This window comes from Sphingomonas sp. (assembly GCF_019746015.1).
Classification (GTDB): domain Bacteria; phylum Pseudomonadota; class Alphaproteobacteria; order Sphingomonadales; family Sphingomonadaceae; genus Sphingomonas.
The window spans coordinates 122,325-139,411 of sequence record NZ_JAIESM010000035.1; the positions used below are offsets into that span (position 1 = coordinate 122,325).

20 protein-coding genes and 1 tRNA gene are annotated in these 17,087 nt (G+C 69.3%); 10 read left to right on the forward strand and 11 right to left on the reverse strand.

Features of this window, described 5'->3' with window-relative positions:
* Window positions 1–10 precede the first annotated feature (10 nt).
* Window positions 11–439, reverse strand: a complete 429-nt coding sequence (locus tag K2Y03_RS06110) for a (deoxy)nucleoside triphosphate pyrophosphohydrolase (protein ID WP_294089159.1) — start codon at window positions 437–439, stop codon at window positions 11–13.
* Window positions 440–737: 298 nt separating this feature from the next.
* On the opposite strand from K2Y03_RS06110, the gene K2Y03_RS06115 reads away from it, so the two are divergent.
* Together K2Y03_RS06115 and K2Y03_RS06120 are read left to right on the forward strand one after the other, a co-directional pair.
* Complete coding sequence (locus K2Y03_RS06115) at window positions 738–905, forward strand: Flp family type IVb pilin (RefSeq protein ID WP_294089160.1); 168 nt, start codon at window positions 738–740, stop codon at window positions 903–905.
* 80 nt (window positions 906–985) lie between these two features.
* A complete protein-coding gene (locus K2Y03_RS06120) occupies window positions 986–1,156 on the forward strand; it encodes a Flp family type IVb pilin (protein ID WP_294089161.1) in 171 nt (56 codons plus the stop codon).
* Window positions 1,157–1,165: 9 nt separating this feature from the next.
* Here K2Y03_RS06120 and K2Y03_RS06125 read toward each other — a convergent pair whose 3' ends face one another.
* The 4 genes from K2Y03_RS06125 to K2Y03_RS06140 are packed head-to-tail and all read right to left on the reverse strand — an operon-like array spanning window position 1,166 to window position 4,982.
* A complete protein-coding gene (locus K2Y03_RS06125; RefSeq protein ID WP_294089163.1) occupies window positions 1,166–2,113 on the reverse strand; it encodes an acetyl-CoA carboxylase carboxyltransferase subunit alpha in 948 nt (315 codons plus the stop codon).
* A gap of 13 nt (window positions 2,114–2,126) precedes the next feature.
* On the reverse strand, window positions 2,127–3,044 hold the full coding sequence (locus K2Y03_RS06130) for a tyrosine recombinase (protein ID WP_294089166.1): 918 nt from the start codon (window positions 3,042–3,044) through the stop codon (window positions 2,127–2,129).
* On the reverse strand, window positions 3,041–4,828 hold the full coding sequence (locus K2Y03_RS06135) for a hypothetical protein (protein ID WP_294089169.1): 1,788 nt from the start codon (window positions 4,826–4,828) through the stop codon (window positions 3,041–3,043). The genes K2Y03_RS06130 and K2Y03_RS06135 overlap by 4 nt, the downstream gene beginning before the upstream one ends.
* Window positions 4,809–4,982, reverse strand: a complete 174-nt coding sequence (locus K2Y03_RS06140) for a hypothetical protein (RefSeq protein ID WP_294089171.1) — start codon at window positions 4,980–4,982, stop codon at window positions 4,809–4,811. The genes K2Y03_RS06135 and K2Y03_RS06140 overlap by 20 nt, the downstream gene beginning before the upstream one ends.
* Window positions 4,983–5,026: 44 nt before the next feature.
* Here K2Y03_RS06140 and K2Y03_RS06145 point away from each other — a divergent pair, with 44 nt between their 5' ends.
* Together K2Y03_RS06145 and aroB are read left to right on the forward strand one after the other, a co-directional pair.
* A complete protein-coding gene (locus tag K2Y03_RS06145; RefSeq protein WP_294089215.1) occupies window positions 5,027–5,563 on the forward strand; it encodes a shikimate kinase in 537 nt (178 codons plus the stop codon).
* The gene (aroB, locus tag K2Y03_RS06150) at window positions 5,560–6,654 is read left to right on the forward strand and encodes a 3-dehydroquinate synthase (protein WP_294089173.1); all 1,095 of its coding nucleotides are present in this window, start codon (window positions 5,560–5,562) and stop codon (window positions 6,652–6,654) included. Before K2Y03_RS06145 ends, aroB begins: the two co-directional genes overlap by 4 nt.
* A gap of 20 nt (window positions 6,655–6,674) precedes the next feature.
* Here the strand turns inward: aroB and K2Y03_RS06155 are convergent, their stop codons facing one another.
* The 5 genes from K2Y03_RS06155 to radA are packed head-to-tail and all read right to left on the reverse strand — an operon-like array spanning window position 6,675 to window position 11,182.
* Window positions 6,675–7,007, reverse strand: a complete 333-nt coding sequence (locus K2Y03_RS06155; RefSeq protein WP_294089175.1) for a DUF423 domain-containing protein — start codon at window positions 7,005–7,007, stop codon at window positions 6,675–6,677.
* The gene (locus K2Y03_RS06160; protein WP_294089177.1) at window positions 7,004–8,773 is read right to left on the reverse strand and encodes a cation:proton antiporter; all 1,770 of its coding nucleotides are present in this window, start codon (window positions 8,771–8,773) and stop codon (window positions 7,004–7,006) included. Before K2Y03_RS06160 ends, K2Y03_RS06155 begins: the two co-directional genes overlap by 4 nt.
* Complete coding sequence (locus K2Y03_RS06165; RefSeq protein WP_294089179.1) at window positions 8,770–9,201, reverse strand: iron-sulfur cluster assembly scaffold protein; 432 nt, start codon at window positions 9,199–9,201, stop codon at window positions 8,770–8,772. Before K2Y03_RS06165 ends, K2Y03_RS06160 begins: the two co-directional genes overlap by 4 nt.
* Window positions 9,198–9,755, reverse strand: coding sequence for a CvpA family protein (locus K2Y03_RS06170; protein ID WP_294089181.1), 558 nt, complete (start codon window positions 9,753–9,755; stop codon window positions 9,198–9,200). The genes K2Y03_RS06165 and K2Y03_RS06170 overlap by 4 nt, the downstream gene beginning before the upstream one ends.
* A 56-nt stretch (window positions 9,756–9,811) precedes the next feature.
* Entirely contained in the window at window positions 9,812–11,182 is a 1,371-nt protein-coding gene (radA, locus tag K2Y03_RS06175) for a DNA repair protein RadA (RefSeq protein ID WP_294089183.1), read from the reverse strand.
* A gap of 92 nt (window positions 11,183–11,274) precedes the next feature.
* On the opposite strand from radA, the gene K2Y03_RS06180 reads away from it, so the two are divergent.
* Window positions 11,275–12,423 carry a glycosyltransferase family 1 protein gene (locus tag K2Y03_RS06180; RefSeq protein ID WP_294089185.1) on the forward strand — a complete coding sequence of 383 codons (1,149 nt, stop codon included), beginning with the start codon at window positions 11,275–11,277 and terminating at the stop codon, window positions 12,421–12,423.
* Window positions 12,424–12,441: 18 nt separating this feature from the next.
* On the opposite strand, the gene K2Y03_RS06185 is transcribed toward K2Y03_RS06180, so the two are convergent.
* A complete protein-coding gene (locus tag K2Y03_RS06185) occupies window positions 12,442–12,924 on the reverse strand; it encodes a PadR family transcriptional regulator (protein WP_294089217.1) in 483 nt (160 codons plus the stop codon).
* Between the two features lie 202 nt (window positions 12,925–13,126).
* Between K2Y03_RS06185 and K2Y03_RS06190 the strand changes: the two genes are divergently transcribed.
* From K2Y03_RS06190 to K2Y03_RS06210, 5 genes are all read left to right on the forward strand, one after another.
* On the forward strand, window positions 13,127–14,458 hold the full coding sequence (locus K2Y03_RS06190; RefSeq protein WP_294089218.1) for a replication-associated recombination protein A: 1,332 nt from the start codon (window positions 13,127–13,129) through the stop codon (window positions 14,456–14,458).
* The gene (locus tag K2Y03_RS06195) at window positions 14,427–15,773 is read left to right on the forward strand and encodes a serine hydrolase (protein ID WP_294089187.1); all 1,347 of its coding nucleotides are present in this window, start codon (window positions 14,427–14,429) and stop codon (window positions 15,771–15,773) included. The genes K2Y03_RS06190 and K2Y03_RS06195 overlap by 32 nt, the downstream gene beginning before the upstream one ends.
* Window positions 15,773–16,108 carry an MmcQ/YjbR family DNA-binding protein gene (locus K2Y03_RS06200; RefSeq protein ID WP_294089188.1) on the forward strand — a complete coding sequence of 112 codons (336 nt, stop codon included), beginning with the start codon at window positions 15,773–15,775 and terminating at the stop codon, window positions 16,106–16,108. Before K2Y03_RS06195 ends, K2Y03_RS06200 begins: the two co-directional genes overlap by 1 nt.
* Before the next feature lie 11 nt (window positions 16,109–16,119).
* On the forward strand, window positions 16,120–16,995 hold the full coding sequence (locus K2Y03_RS06205; protein WP_294089189.1) for a hypothetical protein: 876 nt from the start codon (window positions 16,120–16,122) through the stop codon (window positions 16,993–16,995).
* An 18-nt stretch (window positions 16,996–17,013) separates the two neighbouring features.
* Window positions 17,014–17,086 (forward strand) — tRNA-Thr (locus K2Y03_RS06210).
* Window position 17,087: the final 1 nt, after the last annotated feature.

Genomic DNA, 17,087 nt, shown 5'->3' on the forward strand with positions numbered 1-17,087 from the left:
AACAAATGATCTAGATCAGCGCCTCGAGCAGGCCGATCAGCGGGCGGTCGGCGGGCGGCATCTCAAGCCCATGCATGTCGAGCGGGCGCACCCAGCGCAGGCCGCTTGCCTCCACCGCGCGGGGCACGCCCTGCCACTTGCGGCACACGAACAGCAGCAGCAGCAGGTGCCGGTCTTCCAACGGCGCGCTGGCAAAGGTGGCCGGCGCCAGGCACGCCTCGCTGACCGAGATGCCCAGTTCCTCCGCCAGTTCGCGGATCAGCGCTTCCTCGGGCGTTTCGCCGGGTTCGATCTTGCCGCCGGGAAATTCCCATAGCCCGGCCATCTGCTTGCCCGGCGGTCGCTGCTGCAAAAGCACCCGCCCGTCGCCATCGACCAGCGCAGCCGCGACCACCGGGAAAAGCACGGTATTGGCCAACGTCGCGGCAGTTTTTGACATGGCGTTAACCTCCGGCAGCCTAACGACGCGCGTCGGCGGACAAAATGCAACCCGCTCAGCGCGCCTGTCGGCGATCGGCGTGGCAACTGCAAGAGGCCGTCGCTGCGGCCGGCGATAAGGTGGCGAAGGTGGCGCGACGACCGCCAATACAGTCGAGCCAAAAAATTGATGGCTGACATGCCGTTAACCCTGACCGATCAACCCTTTTTCAACTTTCCCCCATTATTTCAGGTGTCGCTGGACCGGGGGGTTTTATCCGGTCGGCCGGGAATGAAGCTATCAACTGGAGACCGGAAAAATGCAGACCATCCGCAAGTTCATCAAGAACAACAAGGGCGCGACCGCCATCGAATACGGCCTGATCGCCGCGCTGATCGCCGTCGCCGCCATCGCCGCGATGCAGGGCCTGGGCAACCAGCTCCGCACGACCTTCAGCAACGTTTCGTCGAACATGCGCGCTTCGTAAGCTTCTCCCAGCTTACGCGTAGCCAGAAAGGGGCGGTGGTCTTTCGGGATCGCCGCCCTTTTTAAACCGCAGGAGCAGTTATGGTTAAGCGCATCCGGAACTTCATCCGCAATCAGCGCGCCGCAACCGCCATTGAATATGGCCTGATTGCTGCCCTGATCGCGGTTGCCGCGATCGCCGCGATGCAGGGCGTCGGCAACGCAACGCGCCGCACGTTCAGCAACGTGCAGAGCAATATGCGCGCGTCGTAAGACGAGCGACTAGAGCCGGCCGATCGCAAGAAATTTGCGGCGGCGTTCGTTGATCAACTGGGCCCGGTTGAGGCCCTTCAGATCGGCGAGCGCCGCCGCAATGGCATCGCCCAGTGCGTTCATCGCGCCAACCGGATCGCGCTGCGCCCCGCCGACCGGCTCGGGCACGATGGTGTCGATCACCCCCAGCGACAGCAGATCCTGCGCGGTAACCCGCATCGCCTCGGCGGCATCGGCGGCCTTCTCCGCCGTGCGCCACAGAATCGAGGCGCAGCCTTCGGGCGAAATCACCGAATAGACGGCGTGTTCGAACATCAGCACGCGGTTGCCCGTGGCCAGCGCGACTGCGCCGCCCGAGCCGCCCTCGCCCACCACCGCCGCCACCATCGGCACGCCAAGTGCCAGGCATTGCTCGGTCGACCGGGCAATCGCCTCCGCCTGGCCGCGCTCTTCCGCCTGAATACCGGGGAATGCCCCCGACGTGTCGACCAGCGTGATCACCGGCAGACCGAAGCGGTCAGCCAGCTTCATCAGCCGGATCGCCTTGCGATAGCCCTCGGGCTTACCCATGCCGAAATTGTGGCGGATACGGCTGGTGGTATCGTCGCCCTTTTCATGGCCGATCACCATCACCCGCATGCCGCGAAACCGCGCCAGACCGCCCAGGATCGCCTGATCATCGGCAAAGGCGCGGTCGCCGGCGAGCGGCATGAAATCGGTGAACAGCCGCGAGATGTAATGCTTGAAGTGCGGCCGGTCCTGATGGCGGGCGACAAGGGTCTTCTGCCACGGTGTCAGCCGCGCATAGGTATCACGCAGCAGCCGGTCAGCCTTTGCCTCCAGCCGGGCAACTTCGGCATCGATGTCGACCGCGCCGCCCTGTGCAGTGGCGCGCAGATCGGCGATGCGCGCCTGCAGCTCGGCAATGGGTTTTTCGAAATCGAGGTAAATGGCCATGAGGGCGCCCCGGTTAGGCCGCCGGCGCGCCGTCGTCAACGGCTGGGGCATCGGCAAGCGGGTGCCGCTGGTTCACCAGCTCCACCAGCCGGCGGCTGTCGACATGGGTGTAGATTTCGGTCGTGGCGATATCGGCATGGCCCAGCATCATCTGCAGGGCGCGCAAATCCGCGCCGCCTTCCAGCAAATGCGTGGCAAAGGCGTGGCGCAGCACATGCGGGCTGACGCGTTCGGGCGGTACCCCGGCGGCGGCGGCGAGCAGTTTAAGCAGCTGATAGAGCCGGATGCGCGACAAATGCCCGGCGCCGCTGGGGAACAGCCATGGCCCGGCCGGCACATGCGCGCGCCAGGCGGCAATGGCGGCACGTGCCCGGTCCGAAATCGGCACCAGCCGTTCCTTGCCGCCCTTGCCCTTCAGGATGAGGAAGGGCTGATCGGGCTTCAGCGCCGCGCGCGGCAGGCTGACCAGCTCGCTGGCGCGCAGGCCCGATCCGTAGAGCAGCTCAACCAGAGCGGCGAGCCGCAGGTCGCGCGGATCGGGCGGATCGCGTGCCAGCCGCGCGGCGATGGCGGCGAATATCGCCTCGACGTCGCCATGGCTCAGAACCTTGGGCAGCGCGCGCGCGGTGCCCGGGCGGGGCAGTGCCTCGGCCGGGTCGTCGGCGCGGTGGCCCTCCTCAGCCAGGAAGGCGAAGAAGGCCCGCAGCGCCGATGCCTTGCGCGCCACGGTCGCGCGCGCCAGATCGTCCCACCCGGCGGACAGGCGCCGTAGTGCGGCCGCATCCGCCCCGGCCAGCGCCCCGCCGAGCGCCTCCGACGCCAGCCGCAGGTCGGTGGCATAGGCGGCGAGCGTGTTGCGCGCGGCGCCGCGTTCCGCGCTCAGCATTTCCAGAAACCGCTCGATCAGCGCCGCGTCGCCCTGCCCGCTCAAAGCCGGGTCAGCGCCTCTGCCGCCATCATCCGCGCCTCCCCGTCCAGCCCGGTGCGGTGCATCGCGGCGATGATGTGATAGAAGTATTCGGGCGCCACGCCGTGCCAGTTGGGCGTCTGCATGCCCAGCGCCGCCAGCAACAGCACCGTGCCCGGCTGGTTGGCCATGGCCGCCCGGTCGATTGCCCGCGTCCAGGCGTCCACGCGACCCAGATCGACCGAAAGATCGCCGGCGAGCGTCTGCACCGTGCCTTCATCGATGCGGCCGAGCCCGGCCAGCGCGGCAAAGAACATCTGCCGCTTGTGCGCCAGCGCCCCGGCGGTGCCGCCGCGATAGGACCGCACATCGGCGCGGCTGTAGCGCCGGTCCATCGATTCATCGGCCAGCGCGAGCATCGCCCAGCCCTCGCTGCCGCGATCGACCGTTGACCACCAGGCGAGCGCCGGCGACGCCAGCCCCGCGCTCAGCATCGATGCGATCAGCCGCTCGCGCGCATCATCGCGCGCCGGGGGCAGCTCGGCGGCGGCGCGCGCCGTCAGGATCAGCCGGGCATAGCGCGCGCGGGCGCCGGTCGGCTCGTCCCACAGCTGGGTCATCACCGCGAGCCGGCGTGCGCGGTCAGCATCGACATAGGCCGTGCGCAGGTCGCGCGCGATGGCGGACTCGGCACTGGCCAGATCTTCGGTCGCTTCGATCTCGCCATACAGATCGACCAGCGCGGCGCTGGAGAGCACGCCTTGCGCGGCGGCGAAATCGGCCGATCCGGCGCGCTCGCGCGGCGTCCACATCGGCGCCTGCGCGCGCCAGAACTGGACGCGGGGCGAAACGGTGGCGAACAGCTCGTCGGGAATCTTCTCCCCCGTCGCCACTGCCAGGCCATAGCGCCAGGCGCTCAGCTGGCTGACGCCGGCCCACTCGATGGTGACGGCGCCGCGCTTGCCGGCCATGCCGACCAGCTTGTCGGCCAACAGCACGTCGACGTCGCGCCCGCGGCTGCGGCGCAGCGCGGCAATGCCACTGCTCGCGCCCGGCTGACCCGACAGCACCTTGCAGAGCGAGTCGATCGCCACCCAGGCGCCCTCGCGCGAAATCTTCAGCGCGTCAGCGGTGATCGGGCACAGCATCGCCGGGTCGCCAGTCGCCAGTGCAGCCTGCAACGCCGCGTCGCGCATTTTGGGCGTGTAATTGTCGGTATCGACCGCCTCGACCAGCGCGCGCGCGACCACGCTTTCGCCCATGCGCACCAGCAGCCAGGCACGTTCCGCCGCGAAGTCTGCGCCGTTGACGCCCGCCGGCGTTTCGATCCGCGAGGCAAGCGCGCGGCGCAGCGCGATCGACAGCCAGCGCGACGGCACGGGCGCATCGAGCTGCGCCATCAGCGATTCAAGATAGCGGCCATTGGCGCCGGCAAAGGCATTGGCGGCCATGCCGCCCTCACCCGGCCCGACCAGCCCCACCCGGTCCAGCGAGCGGCGCGCATAGGCGGGCAGTTCATATTGCGCGAGCAACGCCGGGTCCGGCGGCGGCAGCGGCAGCGCGTCGGCCACATTATTGCCCAGCACGCCGGACAGATCGACCGGTTCCCCCTCCACCGGCCGGCGCACGGGCGCGGCCTGCTGGCCGGGCGCGGGCGTGGGCGCTGGCGTTGCCGCTGGTGGCGGCGTCTGCTCGTTGAAGCCCGGCGGCAGGATCGATTCCGGCCGTTCCTGTGCCAGCGCCGGCAGCACCGCCGCGCCCGCCAGTGCCAGCGCGATCAGGGCAGCCTTATTTCTGGAGGTCGGCAAGCGGCACAACCTTTTCCACGCGCTTCAACGGCTTTTCGCTGTTGCGGCTGGCCAGCAACGCCATGCCGCCACCGATCAGCCCCAATGCCACCACCGCGATCACCACTATCCGCACGATCCGCCACCCATGAAAAACAACGTCATAACCGCGCACCGCTTTTGCGGAGCGTCCATCGCCGCTGTATAGCCCTTCGCGTGATGTTGCAAAATCGTTCGAACGGGGAATGGCAGGGCAAGCCGATTGTGCTGGTCGGGCTGATGGGGGCGGGCAAGTCCACCGTCGGGCGCCGCCTTGCGCAGCGGCTCGGCCTGCCCTTTGTCGATGCCGATGTGGAGATCGAGGCGGCCGCCGCGATGACCATCGCCGAAATCTTCGACCGGTTCGGCGAACCCTATTTCCGCGATGGCGAGCGGCGGGTGATCGCGCGACTGATCGACGGCACGCCCAAGGTAATCGCCACCGGCGGCGGTGCCTTCATGCAGGAAGAGACGCGCCGGCTGATTCTGGACCAAGCCATCGCCATCTGGCTCGACGCAAGCCCTGAGGTGCTGGCCAGCCGGGTGCAGCGGCGTGACACCCGGCCGCTGCTGCGCAACCGCGACGCGGGCGAGGTGCTGCGCGAGCTCGCCGCCAAGCGCAACCCGGTGTATGCGATGGCGCCGATCCGCGTTTCCAGCCATCATGCGCCGCATGAGGCAACCGTGCGCGCCATTCTGAAAGCCATTGGCGCATGACGACGGTCGAGGTGGCGCTGGGCGCGCGCAGCTATGATGTGCGGATCGGGGCCGGGCTGCTCGCTGATGCGGCGCGCCATCTGGCGCCGCTGGCGCGCGGGCGGCTGGTGGTGGTGCATGATGGCGCGGTGGGTGCGCATCTGGAGACGCTGCGCACCGCGCTGGCCGACGCGGGCGTTGCCGTCGCGCCGATCGCCATTCCCCCCGGTGAGAGCAGCAAGAGCTGGGCGATGCTCGAAAGCCTGTGCGAACAGCTGCTCGGCCATGGCGTCGAGCGCGGCGACCATGTCGTGGCACTGGGCGGCGGGGTGGTGGGCGACCTGACCGGCTTTGCCTGCGCGATCATCAAGCGCGGCTGTCGCTTCGTGCAAATCCCGACCACGCTGCTGGCGCAGGTCGATTCGTCGGTGGGCGGCAAGACCGCGATCAACGCGCGGGCCGGCAAGAACCTGATCGGCGCGTTCCATCAGCCAGCGCTGGTGCTGATCGACCCCGGCACGCTTGCCACGCTGCCCCCGCGCGAGCTGCGTGCCGGCTATGCGGAGGTGGTGAAATACGGGCTGATCGACGATGCCGGCTTCTTCGCCTGGTGCGAGGCGAACGGCGCGGCTCTGCTGGCGGGCGATGCGACGCTGCGCACGCAGGCGATTGCCCATTCGGTCGCGGCCAAGGCACGCATCGTCGCCGCCGACGAGCATGAGACCAACGGCACGCGCGCGCTGCTCAACCTTGGCCACACCTTCGGCCATGCGCTGGAGGCGGAGACAGGCTTTTCCGACCGGCTGCTGCATGGCGAGGCGGTTGCCGCCGGCATGGCGCTGGCCTTTGCCTATTCGGCGCGGCGCGGACTTTGCCCGGCGGAGGCGGCCGCGCGCGTTGCCGCCCATCTGCGCGCGGTCGGCCTGCCCGCCAGCCTGGCCGAGGCGGGCGTGACGGCACCGGGCGCAGCACTCGTCGCGCATATGCGCCACGACAAGAAAATGGCAGGCGGCACCCTGCCCTTCCTGCTCGCCCGCGGCATCGGCCAGACCTTCCTCGATCGCTCGGTCGACCTGCCTGATGTGGCCACCTTCCTAGACGATCAGCGCTGAGCAGGCGGCTGCCGGCACGTTCAGCCGCGCCAGGCGCTCCACGCCAGCCACAGCCAGCCGCCGATCATCAGCGCGCCGCCAACCGGCGTGATCGCGCCCAGCCAGCGCGGCAGGCCCAGCGCCATCAGGTACAGCGTGCCCGCGAACAGCGCGCCGCCGCCCAGCATCACCCAGCCGGCCCCGCGCGCGCCCAGCTGTGCGGCGACCAGCGCGGCGACGGCGTGGATCAGCTGATACTGGCCGCCGGTGCGCAGCCATTCGGCGGCCTTGCCCTCCGCCCCATGCGCGCCGAACGCGCCGGCGGCGACGGCGAGCGCGCCGGAAAGCGCCGCGAACAGGACCAGCGGGTTCATCCCTCGCCCTGCCCCGCGTCGATCGCATCGGCCAAGGTCTTGTGCGTGAAGATGTTTTCCATGTCGGCGCGGATATCGCCGCTTGCGGCCTGCGCCTTCAGCCGCAAAGCGTCGCGGCGGCGATATTCGTCCTCGGTGCGCTGCACCTGCTCGGAATCGACACCGAGCGTATCGAGCGCGGCGCGCGCCATCACCACCGCCGATTCGAACACTTCGCGCACCGTGCCGGTCAGCGGCGCCCCGTCCAGCCGCATCACGCTGCGCCGGTCATAGGCACGCGCAAAGATCGCCGCCTGCGGAAAGGCATGGTGCACGGCGTCGATCAGCTCGCGGTTCAGCACATCGCCATCGATGCAATAGGCGATCAGCTGCACATCGGCAGCGCCGGCCTGCCGCAGCAGGTCGAGCCGGGTGCCGTCGCCGAAATAGACCTTCATGCCGAAATCGGCGGCGACCTGAATCTGCTCGGGCTTGCTGTCGATCACGGTGGTGGCGATGCGCTGCCCGATCAGCATCTGCGCCACCGTCTGGCCGAAGCGGCCATAGCCGATGACGAGCGCGCTGGCGCCGTCGGCGACCGGCGCATCCAGCCCCTCCACCTTGGCCACCGGCGGCGCCAGCACGCGCGCGGTGAACGCCATCAGGAAGGGGGTGGTCGCCATGGACAGCGTGACGATGGCGCCGAACAGGCTGGCCGCCTCCGGTGCGATCAGCAGCGCGTGCTGCGCCTGGTTGAACAGCACGAAGCCGAACTCGCCGCCCTGGCTGAGCAGCAGCCCCAGCTTCAGCGCGCTGCGCCACTGCATGCGGAAAATGAGGCCAATGCCCGCGATGATCAGCGCCTTGGTCACGATCAGCAGCACCGCCATCGTCACCACGAACACCGGCCGCGCGGCGATGGCGCCCAGGTCCAGCATCATGCCGACCGACAGGAAGAACAGACCCAGCAGGATCGAGCGGAACGGGTCAACATCCGCCTCCAGCTCATGGCGATAGGGGCTGTCGGCCAGCATCACGCCGGCCACGAACGCGCCGAGCGCGGTCGACAGGCCCAGCGACTGCATCACGGTTGCGCTGGCGATGACCGTGAACAGCGCGGCGAACACGAACAGCTCGCGCTCACCCAGATTGCCAATCAGCCGGAACAGCGGGCGCAGCAAAAAGCGCCCGGCCAGCACCAGCCCCGCCACCGCGAGCACGGTATAGACCGCGAGCAGCCAGCCCGGCGCCGCCCCCGCCGGCGCGGGCGCGCGGCTCAAAGCGGCAATGATGGTGATGAGCGGCACGATCGACAGATCCTGGAACAGCAGGATCGAAAAGGCGCGCTCGCCAAAGGGCGTGCGCAACCGCCCGGCCGATTGCAGCATCGGCAGCACCTGCGCGGTGGAAGACAACGCCAGCGGCAGCGCGACCGCCAGCGCCGCTGTCGGCGAGAAGCCGGCAATCGCCCAGACAACGCCGGTCAGCGCCAGCGCACAGGCCGCCACCTGCAGCGCGCCCAGCGCGAAAATCTCCTGCCGCAGCCGCCACAGCCGGCCCGGGTTCAGCTCCAGCCCGACCACGAACAGCAGCAGCGTGATGCCCAGTTCGGCGACCCCGCGCTTTTCCTCGACATCGCCCACCCAGCCCAGCCCCTGTGGTCCGACCAGCGCACCGGCGACCAGAAAGGCCAGCGTCGCCCCCAGCCCCAGCCGCCGGAACAGCAGCACGAACGCCAGCGCAACGCCCAGCAGCACGGCCACATCCCGGAGCGTGGAAACGGTCATGCCGCCTGCCGCCCGTCGGCCGCGCGGGCAGCCGCTTCCGCCACCGCTTCAAACGCCAGCCGGATCGAGGCATGGCGCGCATGGTGCGGCAGCGCGGGCGTGAAAATCTCCAGCCCCGGCCAGTCGGGGCACGGCCCCTGCCCGGCCAGCCACGCGGCAAGGCCGTCGCGCACCGCCGCCAGCGCCGCCGGCGTCTGGCCGATGGCATGGGCGGCCATCAGCGTGGACGATGCCTGCCCCAGCGCGCAGGCCCGCACCAGCAGGCCCAGCGCCGCCACGCGCCCGTCCGGTGCCAGATCGACATCCACCGTCACCCGGCTGCCGCAGACGGGTGAGCGCTTTTCCACCGTCGCCATCGGCTGGGCCAGCCGCTGGTCGGGCACTGACGCGGCCAGCCGCAGAATTTCGGTGTTGTAGAGCGTGGTCATCGCGCCGCCTGCCGGTCTGGCGCAGGGGCAGTTTCATTGCCGAGCACCGGCTCGCCGCGACGGCGCCGGTCGACAAAGTCGGCGACGCCTGCACTCGTTACCTTCAGCAGCGGATAGGTGCGCGACTGGGTGATCCAGTTCGGCCGGCGCAGCGGCCCGCCATAAGCGGTGTCGATGACCAGCACGACCAGCAGGAACAACAGGCTGGCAAAGATCAGCCCCTTCAGCCCGCCAAAGCCGAAGCCCAGCGCGCGGTCGACCGGCCCCAGCACCGAGGTGCGCGTGCGTCGCCCGATCGACACCGCCACCCAGCGCCCGCCAAAATAGGTGAGGCCCGCAATCACCACGAAGGCCAGCACCGCTGCGCCCGCCTCGGTGCCGATCAGCCCGGTCAGCAGCATCGTCACCGGCCCCTGCAGCACACTGAGCGCCAGCACCATGAACAGCCACGCCATCAGCGACAGCACCTCGGTAACGAAACCGCGCCACGCGCCGAGGCCGGCCGCGCCGACGATCAGCACCAGCACGATAATGTCCAGCGCGGTCAGTCCCATCATCCGTCCCACGGCCCCGTCACGGCCCCCAACATGGGGGCGCGCGCCGCGGTTGGCTAGCCACGGCCGAGCAGATGGTCAACGACATGGCCCAGCGTGCGAAAACCGTTGAGGCACATCGCCCCACCATCCGCAACGCTGGCCGGCACCATCGCCTGGGTAAAGCCCAGCTTGGCCGCCTCCTTCAGCCGCAAGGCAGCATGGGCGACGGGGCGGATTTCGCCCGACAGCGCCACCTCGCCAAAGGCAATGGCCGCGACGGGCACCGGCCGTTCGCTGAGCGCGGAAACCAGCGCGGCCGCCACCGCCAGATCGGCCGCCGGGTCCTGCACGCGATAGCCGCCGGCGATGTTCAGATAGACCTCGGCGCTGGAAAAGCTCAGGCCACAGCGTGCCTCCAGCACCGCGAGCAGCATCGCCAGCCGGCCCGAATCCCAGCCGACCACCGCGCGCCGCGGCGTGGCGCCGCTGGCCAGCCGCACCACCAGCGCCTGAATCTCGACCAGCACCGGCCGCGTGCCTTCCAGTGCTGGAAAGACGATGGTGCCGCTCACCCCCTCGTCCCGCTGCGTCAGGAACAGCGCGCTGGGGTTGCTCACCTCGCTCAAGCCGCTGTCATCCATGGCGAAAACGCCGATCTCGTCAGTGCCGCCGAAGCGGTTCTTGATGGCGCGGAGCAGGCGGTACTGGTGGCTGCGTTCGCCCTCGAAGCTCAGCACCGTGTCCACCATATGCTCCAGAACGCGCGGGCCGGCGATGCTGCCATCCTTGGTGACATGGCCCACCAGCACCAGCGCGGTGCCGCGTTCCTTGGCAAAGCGGATCAGCTCCTGCGCGCACGCCCGCACCTGGCTCACCGTGCCGGGCGCGCCCTCGATCACGTCCGAATGCATCGTCTGGATCGAATCGATCACCAGCAGCCGGGGTGCCGGCCCCGCCGACAGCGTGGTGAGGATGTCGCGGGTGGAGGTTGCCGCCGCCAGCTGCACCGGCGCTGCCCCCAGCCCCAGCCGGCGGGCGCGCAGCCGCACCTGATCCGCTGCCTCCTCGCCCGAGACATAGGCGACCAGATGGCCCGCCGTTGCCAGCCGCGCCGCCGCCTGCAGCAGCAGGGTCGACTTGCCGATGCCGGGGTCGCCACCGATCAGCGTGGCCGATCCTTCGACCAGCCCGCCGCCCAGCGCCCGGTCAAGCTCGGCAATGCCCGTCGCCAGCCGATCCGGCAGCGCAACATCGGTGTCGAGCGGCACCAACGCGATCGGCTGGCCGCCGCTGCGCAGATGGTGTTTGGCCTGAAACGGCGTGGCGGCGGCCTGCGCCTCTTCCGCCAGCGTGTTCCAGGCGCCGCAATCGGTGCACTGCCCCGCCCAGCGGTGCGACACCGAGCCGCACGCCTGGCAGACATAGCGTTTCTGAAGCTTGGCCATGGCCTCTGCTTAACGGAACACAAACGGAACGCAAGCCATGTGCGGGGTAATTGCCTAGCCTTTGGCGGCCAAGCCCGCTATCCGCCGCGCCCATGCACGCTTCCCAACTGCGCATCGCCCTGTTCAGCGGCAATTACAATTACGTTCGAGACGGCGCGAACCAGGCCCTCAACCGATTGGTCGGCCATCTGCTGAGCCAGGGGGCGACGGTGCGCGTCTATTCGCCGACGACCAAGACCCCCGCTTTCCCGCCGACCGGCGATCTGGTCGATGTGCCGGCTTTGGGCGTGCCGGGGCGCGGCGAGTATCGCCTGGCGATAGGCCTGCCGGCCAAGACCCGGCGCGATCTGGAAAGCTTTGCACCGAACATGGTGCATTTGTCCGCGCCCGACATTCTCGGCCACCGCGCGCTCAGCTGGGCACGGCGCCACGGCGTGCCGGCGGTCGCCTCGGTGCATACGCGGTTTGACACTTATGTCGCATATTACGGGCTGGGTTTTCTTGCCCCTGCCGCACGCGCAATCCAGCGCCGCTTCTACCGCCGCTGCGACGCGATCCTCGCGCCTGCGCCCTCGATGGCAGAAATCCTCCGCGCCGAACGGATGAATTTCGACATCGGCATCTGGTCGCGCGGGGTGGACCGGCACATCTTTACCCCCGCCGCGCGATCGCTGCCCTGGCGGCGCGAGCTGGGCATTGCTGACGACGCCTTCGTCATCGGCTTTCTGGGCCGGCTGGTGCTCGAAAAAGGGCTGGGCGTGTTCGCCGAGGTGATCGCCGAGCTGGAACGGCGCGGCGTGAAGCACCGGGTGATGGTGATCGGCGAAGGGCCGGCGCGCGGCTGGTTTGCCGAGCGCGTGCCGGGGGCCGTATTCACGGGGTTTCAAAGCGGCGCCGATCTGGGCCGCGCGGTTGCCAGCATGGACGTGCTGTTCAACCCCAGCACCACCGAGACGTTCGGCAATGTCACGCTGGAAGCGATGGCCTGTGCGGTGCCGGTGGTGGCGGCGATTGCCACGGGCACGTCGAGCCTGGTGGAGCATGGCGTCAACGGCCGGCTGGCCGAGCCGGAAGACGTGAACGGCTATGCCAACGCACTGCAGGCCTATGCCGAGGATCGCGACCTGGCCGATTCGGACGGGCTGGCCGGCGAGGCCAAATCCCATGCCTATGGCTGGGACGCGATCAACCAGGCGGTGCTCGACAAATATCTGGAGGTGATGGCGCGCCGCGGGCTCTGACGGCGCGCCATCCCCGGTTCAGCCCAGCCGCTCGATCTTCTGTGCGGCCTCGTCGATCAGCGCGACGATCGCGTGCAGCTTGTCGGTCGTCATGTCGCCGAAATGCTGCTTGTGCATCAGCACGTGGCGCAGATTGTTCATGGCGCGGCGGATCGACTCGCTGTCGGTCCGCGCCCGATCCTCGCCAAGCTCGGCCAGGCGCGCCATCAGCGAGGCGACCTCCTCGGCGCGTTCGGCCAGATGGGCGCGGCCGTCATCCGTCGCCGCATATTGCTTCTTCGCGCCCTCGCTCTGCTGTTCGGCGATCAGCCCCATGTCGCCCAGCAGGGTGAGCGTGGGATAGACCACGCCGGGGCTCGGCGCATAGGCGCCCTTGGTCATCTCCTCGATCTCGCGGATCAGGTCATAGCCGTGGCGTGGCGCGTCGGCGATCAGCTTAAGCAGCACCAGCCGCAGCTCGCCACCGTCGAACACCCGCCGGCGCATGCGCGCGCCGACCATGTCCGGCCCGGCTTCCCAGCTGAATTCGAACGGACCCCAGCGACGCGAGCCACGCCGACCGCTGAATTCGGGGCCGCAGCCCCCCATGTTGAAGCCATAGATCATTGCAACCTCCATAGATCGTGATAGTTCCAAGATATATCGTGATAATCCTTCCGCAAGGGGCTTGGGCGAAAATTGATGCCCGCTTATGCTCGCGCCGATGGAAGACCTGTTCGGCCCCGCGCCCGAGACACCCGCCGCCCCGCCGGCCGCCGACGCGCCGCTGGCCGAACGGCTGCGGCCGCGCTCGCTGGGCGATGTCGTCGGCCAGGAACATCTCACCGGGCCGGAGGGTGCCATTGGCCGCATGGTCGCCGCCGGGCGGCTATCGTCGATGATCCTGTGGGGGCCGCCGGGCACGGGCAAGACCACCATCGCGCGGCTGCTGGCGCAGGCAGTCGGCCTGCGCTTCGTGGCGCTGTCGGCGGTGTTCTCCGGCGTGGCCGAGCTGAAAAAGGCCTTTGCGGAGGCGCGCACGATGGCCGGCGCGGGGCAGCGCACCTTGCTGTTCGTGGACGAAATCCACCGCTTCAACCGGGCGCAGCAGGACGGCTTTCTGCCCTATGTCGAGGATGGCACCGTCATTCTGGTCGGCGCGACGACGGAAAACCCCTCGTTCGAGCTTAACGCAGCACTGCTCAGCCGCGCGCAGGTGCTGATCCTCCACCGGCTGGGCGCGGACGCGCTGGCGACGCTGCTCGCGCGCGCGGAAAGCGTGGAGGGGCGCCCACTGCCGGTGACCGAGCCGGCGCGCGCGGCGCTGATCGCCTCTGCCGATGGCGATGGACGCTTCCTGCTCAACCAGGCCGAAACGCTCTATTCGGTGGCCCTGCCCGCGCCGCTCGATCCGGCCGGGCTCGGCGCCTTTCTGCAGCGCCGCGTCGCGGTGTACGACAAGGACCGGGAGGGGCATTACAACCTCATCTCCGCGCTGCATAAATCGATGCGCGGCTCCGACCCGCAGGCCGCGCTTTACTATCTCGCGCGGATGCTGGTGGCGGGGGAAGAGCCGCTTTACGTGCTGCGCCGCATCACCCGCTTCGCCAGCGAGGATATCGGCCTGGCTGACCCGCAGGCGCTGGTGCAGTGCCTGGCCGCCAAGGACGCCTATGACTTTCTGGGCAGCCCCGAAGGCGAACTGGCGATCGCGCAGGCCTGCCTCTATTGTGCGACCGCGCCCAAATCGAACGCGGCGTACACAGCGCAGAAGGCGGCATGGAAGGCGGCGCGCGAGACGGGCTCGCTGATGCCGCCCGCGCATATTCTGAACGCGCCGACGCGGCTGATGAAGGACATCGGCTATGGCAAAGGCTATGCCTATGACCATGATGCGGAGGCGGGCTTTTCCGGCGCCGATTACTGGCCGGCGGAAATGGCGCCGCAGACATTCTATCAGCCCGTCGATCGCGGCTTTGAGCGCAAGATCGCCGAACGGCTGGCCTATTGGGAGGGGTTGCGACGTGCGAAAGATTCTACCGATCCTGGCGCTTAGCGCGGCACTGGCGGGGGCTGCGCAGGCGCAGACGCCGGCGCCCAACCCTTATCAGCGGGCAGTGGCGGCGGGATACAAGGCGGCGTTCACCTGTTCGGGCCTGTTCATCGCCGGGCGCAGCGAGGCGCAGCTGGCGGCCGACGAGTTCAAGGGCATCTATCCCGAATATCAGGCGCTGGTCGATACGCTGAGCACACGGGTGGACCGCGCCCGGGGTCTGGTGACGGTGGCCTTTGCCGACGATCTGCCGCCGCGTGTCGCGCGCTGGCGCCCGGGCACCGGCTGCGCCACCCTGCCCATCGGTGCCGCCGTGCCCGAGACTGGCACCCAGCCCGCCCCCATCCCCGGCCCGGCGCCCGGCCTGTGGCCGCTGGGCGACGCGCTGCCCCGCATCGCCTTTGCCGAGCTGCCCTCGGTCGAGCGGGCAATGGCCGGCGCCTATCAGGGCAAGACCACCGGCATCGTCGTCGTCCATCGCGGGCGGATGATTTCGGAACGCTATGCGCCGGGCTTCGGCCCGTTCACCGCGCAGCGCACCTGGTCGGTAGCCAAGAGCATTACCGGCACGCTGGCCGGCATTGCCGTGCGCGAGGGGGTGATTGCGACCAGCACCCCCGCCCCCATCCCCGCCTGGCGCACGCCGGGCGATCCGCGCGCCGCGATCACGATCGACCAGTTGCTGCGCATGGCGAGCGGCCTGCACAGCGCCACCGCCGGCAACCGCACCGATGCGCTCTATTTCGGCGGCACGGCGGTGGATGAAGAAGCCGTGCAATGGCCGCTGGAAGTGCGGCCCGGCAGCCGTTTCCGCTATGCCAACAATGATATCGTGCTGGCGATGCTGGCGCTGCGCACCGCGCTTGGTGAGGCGCGCTACGCCGATTACCCGGCCCGCGCGCTGTTCAGCCGCATCGGCATGCGCCACACCGTCGCCGAGACGGACTGGCGCGGCAATTACGTCTCGTCGAGCCAGGTCTGGACAACAGCACGCGATCTGGCGCGGTTCGGCCTGCTCTATCTGAACGACGGCATGTGGAACGGCACGCGCATCCTGCCGGAAGGGTGGCGGCGCTATGTCACCACGCCATCGGGGCCGCAGCCGCCCGGCGGCTTCGGCTATGGCGCCACCTTCTGGCTGATGAACAAGAGCCCGGGCGTGCCGGCGGACGCGTTTTCGGCCAATGGCAATCGCGGGCAATATGTCGTCATCATCCCCAGCCGCGATCTGGTGATCGTGCGGCGTGGCGAAGACCCGGCATCGAGCGGCTTCGACATCGCGAAGTTCACTGCCGAGCTGCTGAGCGAGCTGAAATGATGAACTGGGACGCGGCCCTTGCCTTTGCCCTGTCGCTGCCGGACGTGGTGGAGGGGGTGCATTACGGCAAGCCCGCCGCCAAGCTTGCCACCAATGGCCGGGCGTTCCTGGGGCTGGGGCGCGAGCCGGACCGGGCCTTCGTTCTCCATCTCGATCTGGAGACGGTAGCGCTGCTGGTCGAAACCGCGCCCGACAGCTTTTATCAGACGCCGCATTATGAAGGCTGGCCGGCGGTGCTGGTGCGCCACGACGCGCCAGATGAAGACCGCGTGCGCGCGCTGATCGAGCGCGCGCGCGATCAGGCAGCGGCGATGCCCAAGGCGCGGCGACGCTGACCGAGACCAGCATGGCCGCCCCGCGCTTCGACCATTTCGCCGCGATCGACTGGTCGGGCGCGCGGGGCACCGCACATCGCGGCATTGCGGTGGCGATCTGCGGCACGGGCGATGCGCCGCCGGTGCTGGTGGCGCCGCCGGATCGGCGATGGTCGCGCACGGCGGTGCGCGACTGGCTGATCACGGCACTGCCGGCGGACGCCATTGTCGGCTTCGATCTGGGGCCGGCGCTGCCGCATGCCGATTGCGGCGCCTATTTTCCCGGATGGGAGGCCAGCCCGGCTGACGCGCACGGCCTTTGGGCGCTGGTGGAGGCGCTGTGCGTGGGCGAGCCCGACCTGGCGGCCACCGGCTTTGCCGATCACCCGGCGGCGCAGCAGCATTTCCGCCGCCATGGCGGGCGCACCGGCCAGATGTTCGGCACCGGGCGCGGCCGGCTGCGCGTGACCGAACATGCCCAGCGCGCGCAGGGGCTGAACCCCTATAGCAATCTCAACCTGGTCGGCGCCGCGCAGGTCGGCAAATCGAGCCTGTCGGGCATGCGGCTGTTCCATGCGCTGCAGGGGCGGCTGCCGATCTGGCCGTTCGATCCGCTGCCCCCGGCCGGCCCGGTGCTGCTCGAAATCTATACCAGCCTTGCCGCGCGCGACGCCGGGCGGCCGCCGGGGCGCAGCAAGATGCGCTCGGTGGCCGAGCTGAACGCCGCGCTCGCCGCGCTGGGCAGCCGGACGGTGCCAGGCGAAGGCGCGATCGACGATCATGCCAGCGACGCGCTGCTGACGGCGGCCTGGCTGCGCGCACATGCCGGCCGGCCTGCGCTGTGGCAACCCGCCGGGCTGACCGAGGCCATTGCCCGGACCGAGGGCTGGACCTTCGGCGTGGTTTGACGCATGGGGCGCCGATACGCCGGTTTAGCTCAGCTGGTAGAGCAGCGGTTTTGTAAACCGAAGGTCGCGGGTTCGATCCCTGCAACCGGCAC

Excerpts from the sequence above, each read along its gene's own strand:
- K2Y03_RS06110 (WP_294089159.1), bottom strand. The coding sequence starts at position 439 with ATGTCAAAAACTGCCGCGACGTTGGCCAATACCGTGCTTTTCCCGGTG.
- K2Y03_RS06115 (WP_294089160.1), top strand. The coding sequence starts at position 738 with ATGCAGACCATCCGCAAGTTCATCAAGAACAACAAGGGCGCGACCGCC.
- K2Y03_RS06120 (WP_294089161.1), top strand. The coding sequence starts at position 986 with ATGGTTAAGCGCATCCGGAACTTCATCCGCAATCAGCGCGCCGCAACC.
- K2Y03_RS06125 (WP_294089163.1), bottom strand. The coding sequence starts at position 2,113 with ATGGCCATTTACCTCGATTTCGAAAAACCCATTGCCGAGCTGCAGGCG.
- K2Y03_RS06145 (WP_294089215.1), top strand. The coding sequence starts at position 5,027 with ATGTTGCAAAATCGTTCGAACGGGGAATGGCAGGGCAAGCCGATTGTG.
- aroB (WP_294089173.1), top strand. The coding sequence starts at position 5,560 with ATGACGACGGTCGAGGTGGCGCTGGGCGCGCGCAGCTATGATGTGCGG.
- K2Y03_RS06155 (WP_294089175.1), bottom strand. The coding sequence starts at position 7,007 with ATGAACCCGCTGGTCCTGTTCGCGGCGCTTTCCGGCGCGCTCGCCGTC.
- K2Y03_RS06160 (WP_294089177.1), bottom strand. The coding sequence starts at position 8,773 with ATGACCGTTTCCACGCTCCGGGATGTGGCCGTGCTGCTGGGCGTTGCG.
- K2Y03_RS06165 (WP_294089179.1), bottom strand. The coding sequence starts at position 9,201 with ATGACCACGCTCTACAACACCGAAATTCTGCGGCTGGCCGCGTCAGTG.
- K2Y03_RS06170 (WP_294089181.1), bottom strand. The coding sequence starts at position 9,755 with ATGGGACTGACCGCGCTGGACATTATCGTGCTGGTGCTGATCGTCGGC.
- radA (WP_294089183.1), bottom strand. The coding sequence starts at position 11,182 with ATGGCCAAGCTTCAGAAACGCTATGTCTGCCAGGCGTGCGGCTCGGTG.
- K2Y03_RS06180 (WP_294089185.1), top strand. The coding sequence starts at position 11,275 with ATGCACGCTTCCCAACTGCGCATCGCCCTGTTCAGCGGCAATTACAAT.
- K2Y03_RS06185 (WP_294089217.1), bottom strand. The coding sequence starts at position 12,924 with ATGGTCGGCGCGCGCATGCGCCGGCGGGTGTTCGACGGTGGCGAGCTG.
- K2Y03_RS06190 (WP_294089218.1), top strand. The coding sequence starts at position 13,127 with ATGGAAGACCTGTTCGGCCCCGCGCCCGAGACACCCGCCGCCCCGCCG.
- K2Y03_RS06200 (WP_294089188.1), top strand. The coding sequence starts at position 15,773 with ATGAACTGGGACGCGGCCCTTGCCTTTGCCCTGTCGCTGCCGGACGTG.
- K2Y03_RS06205 (WP_294089189.1), top strand. The coding sequence starts at position 16,120 with ATGGCCGCCCCGCGCTTCGACCATTTCGCCGCGATCGACTGGTCGGGC.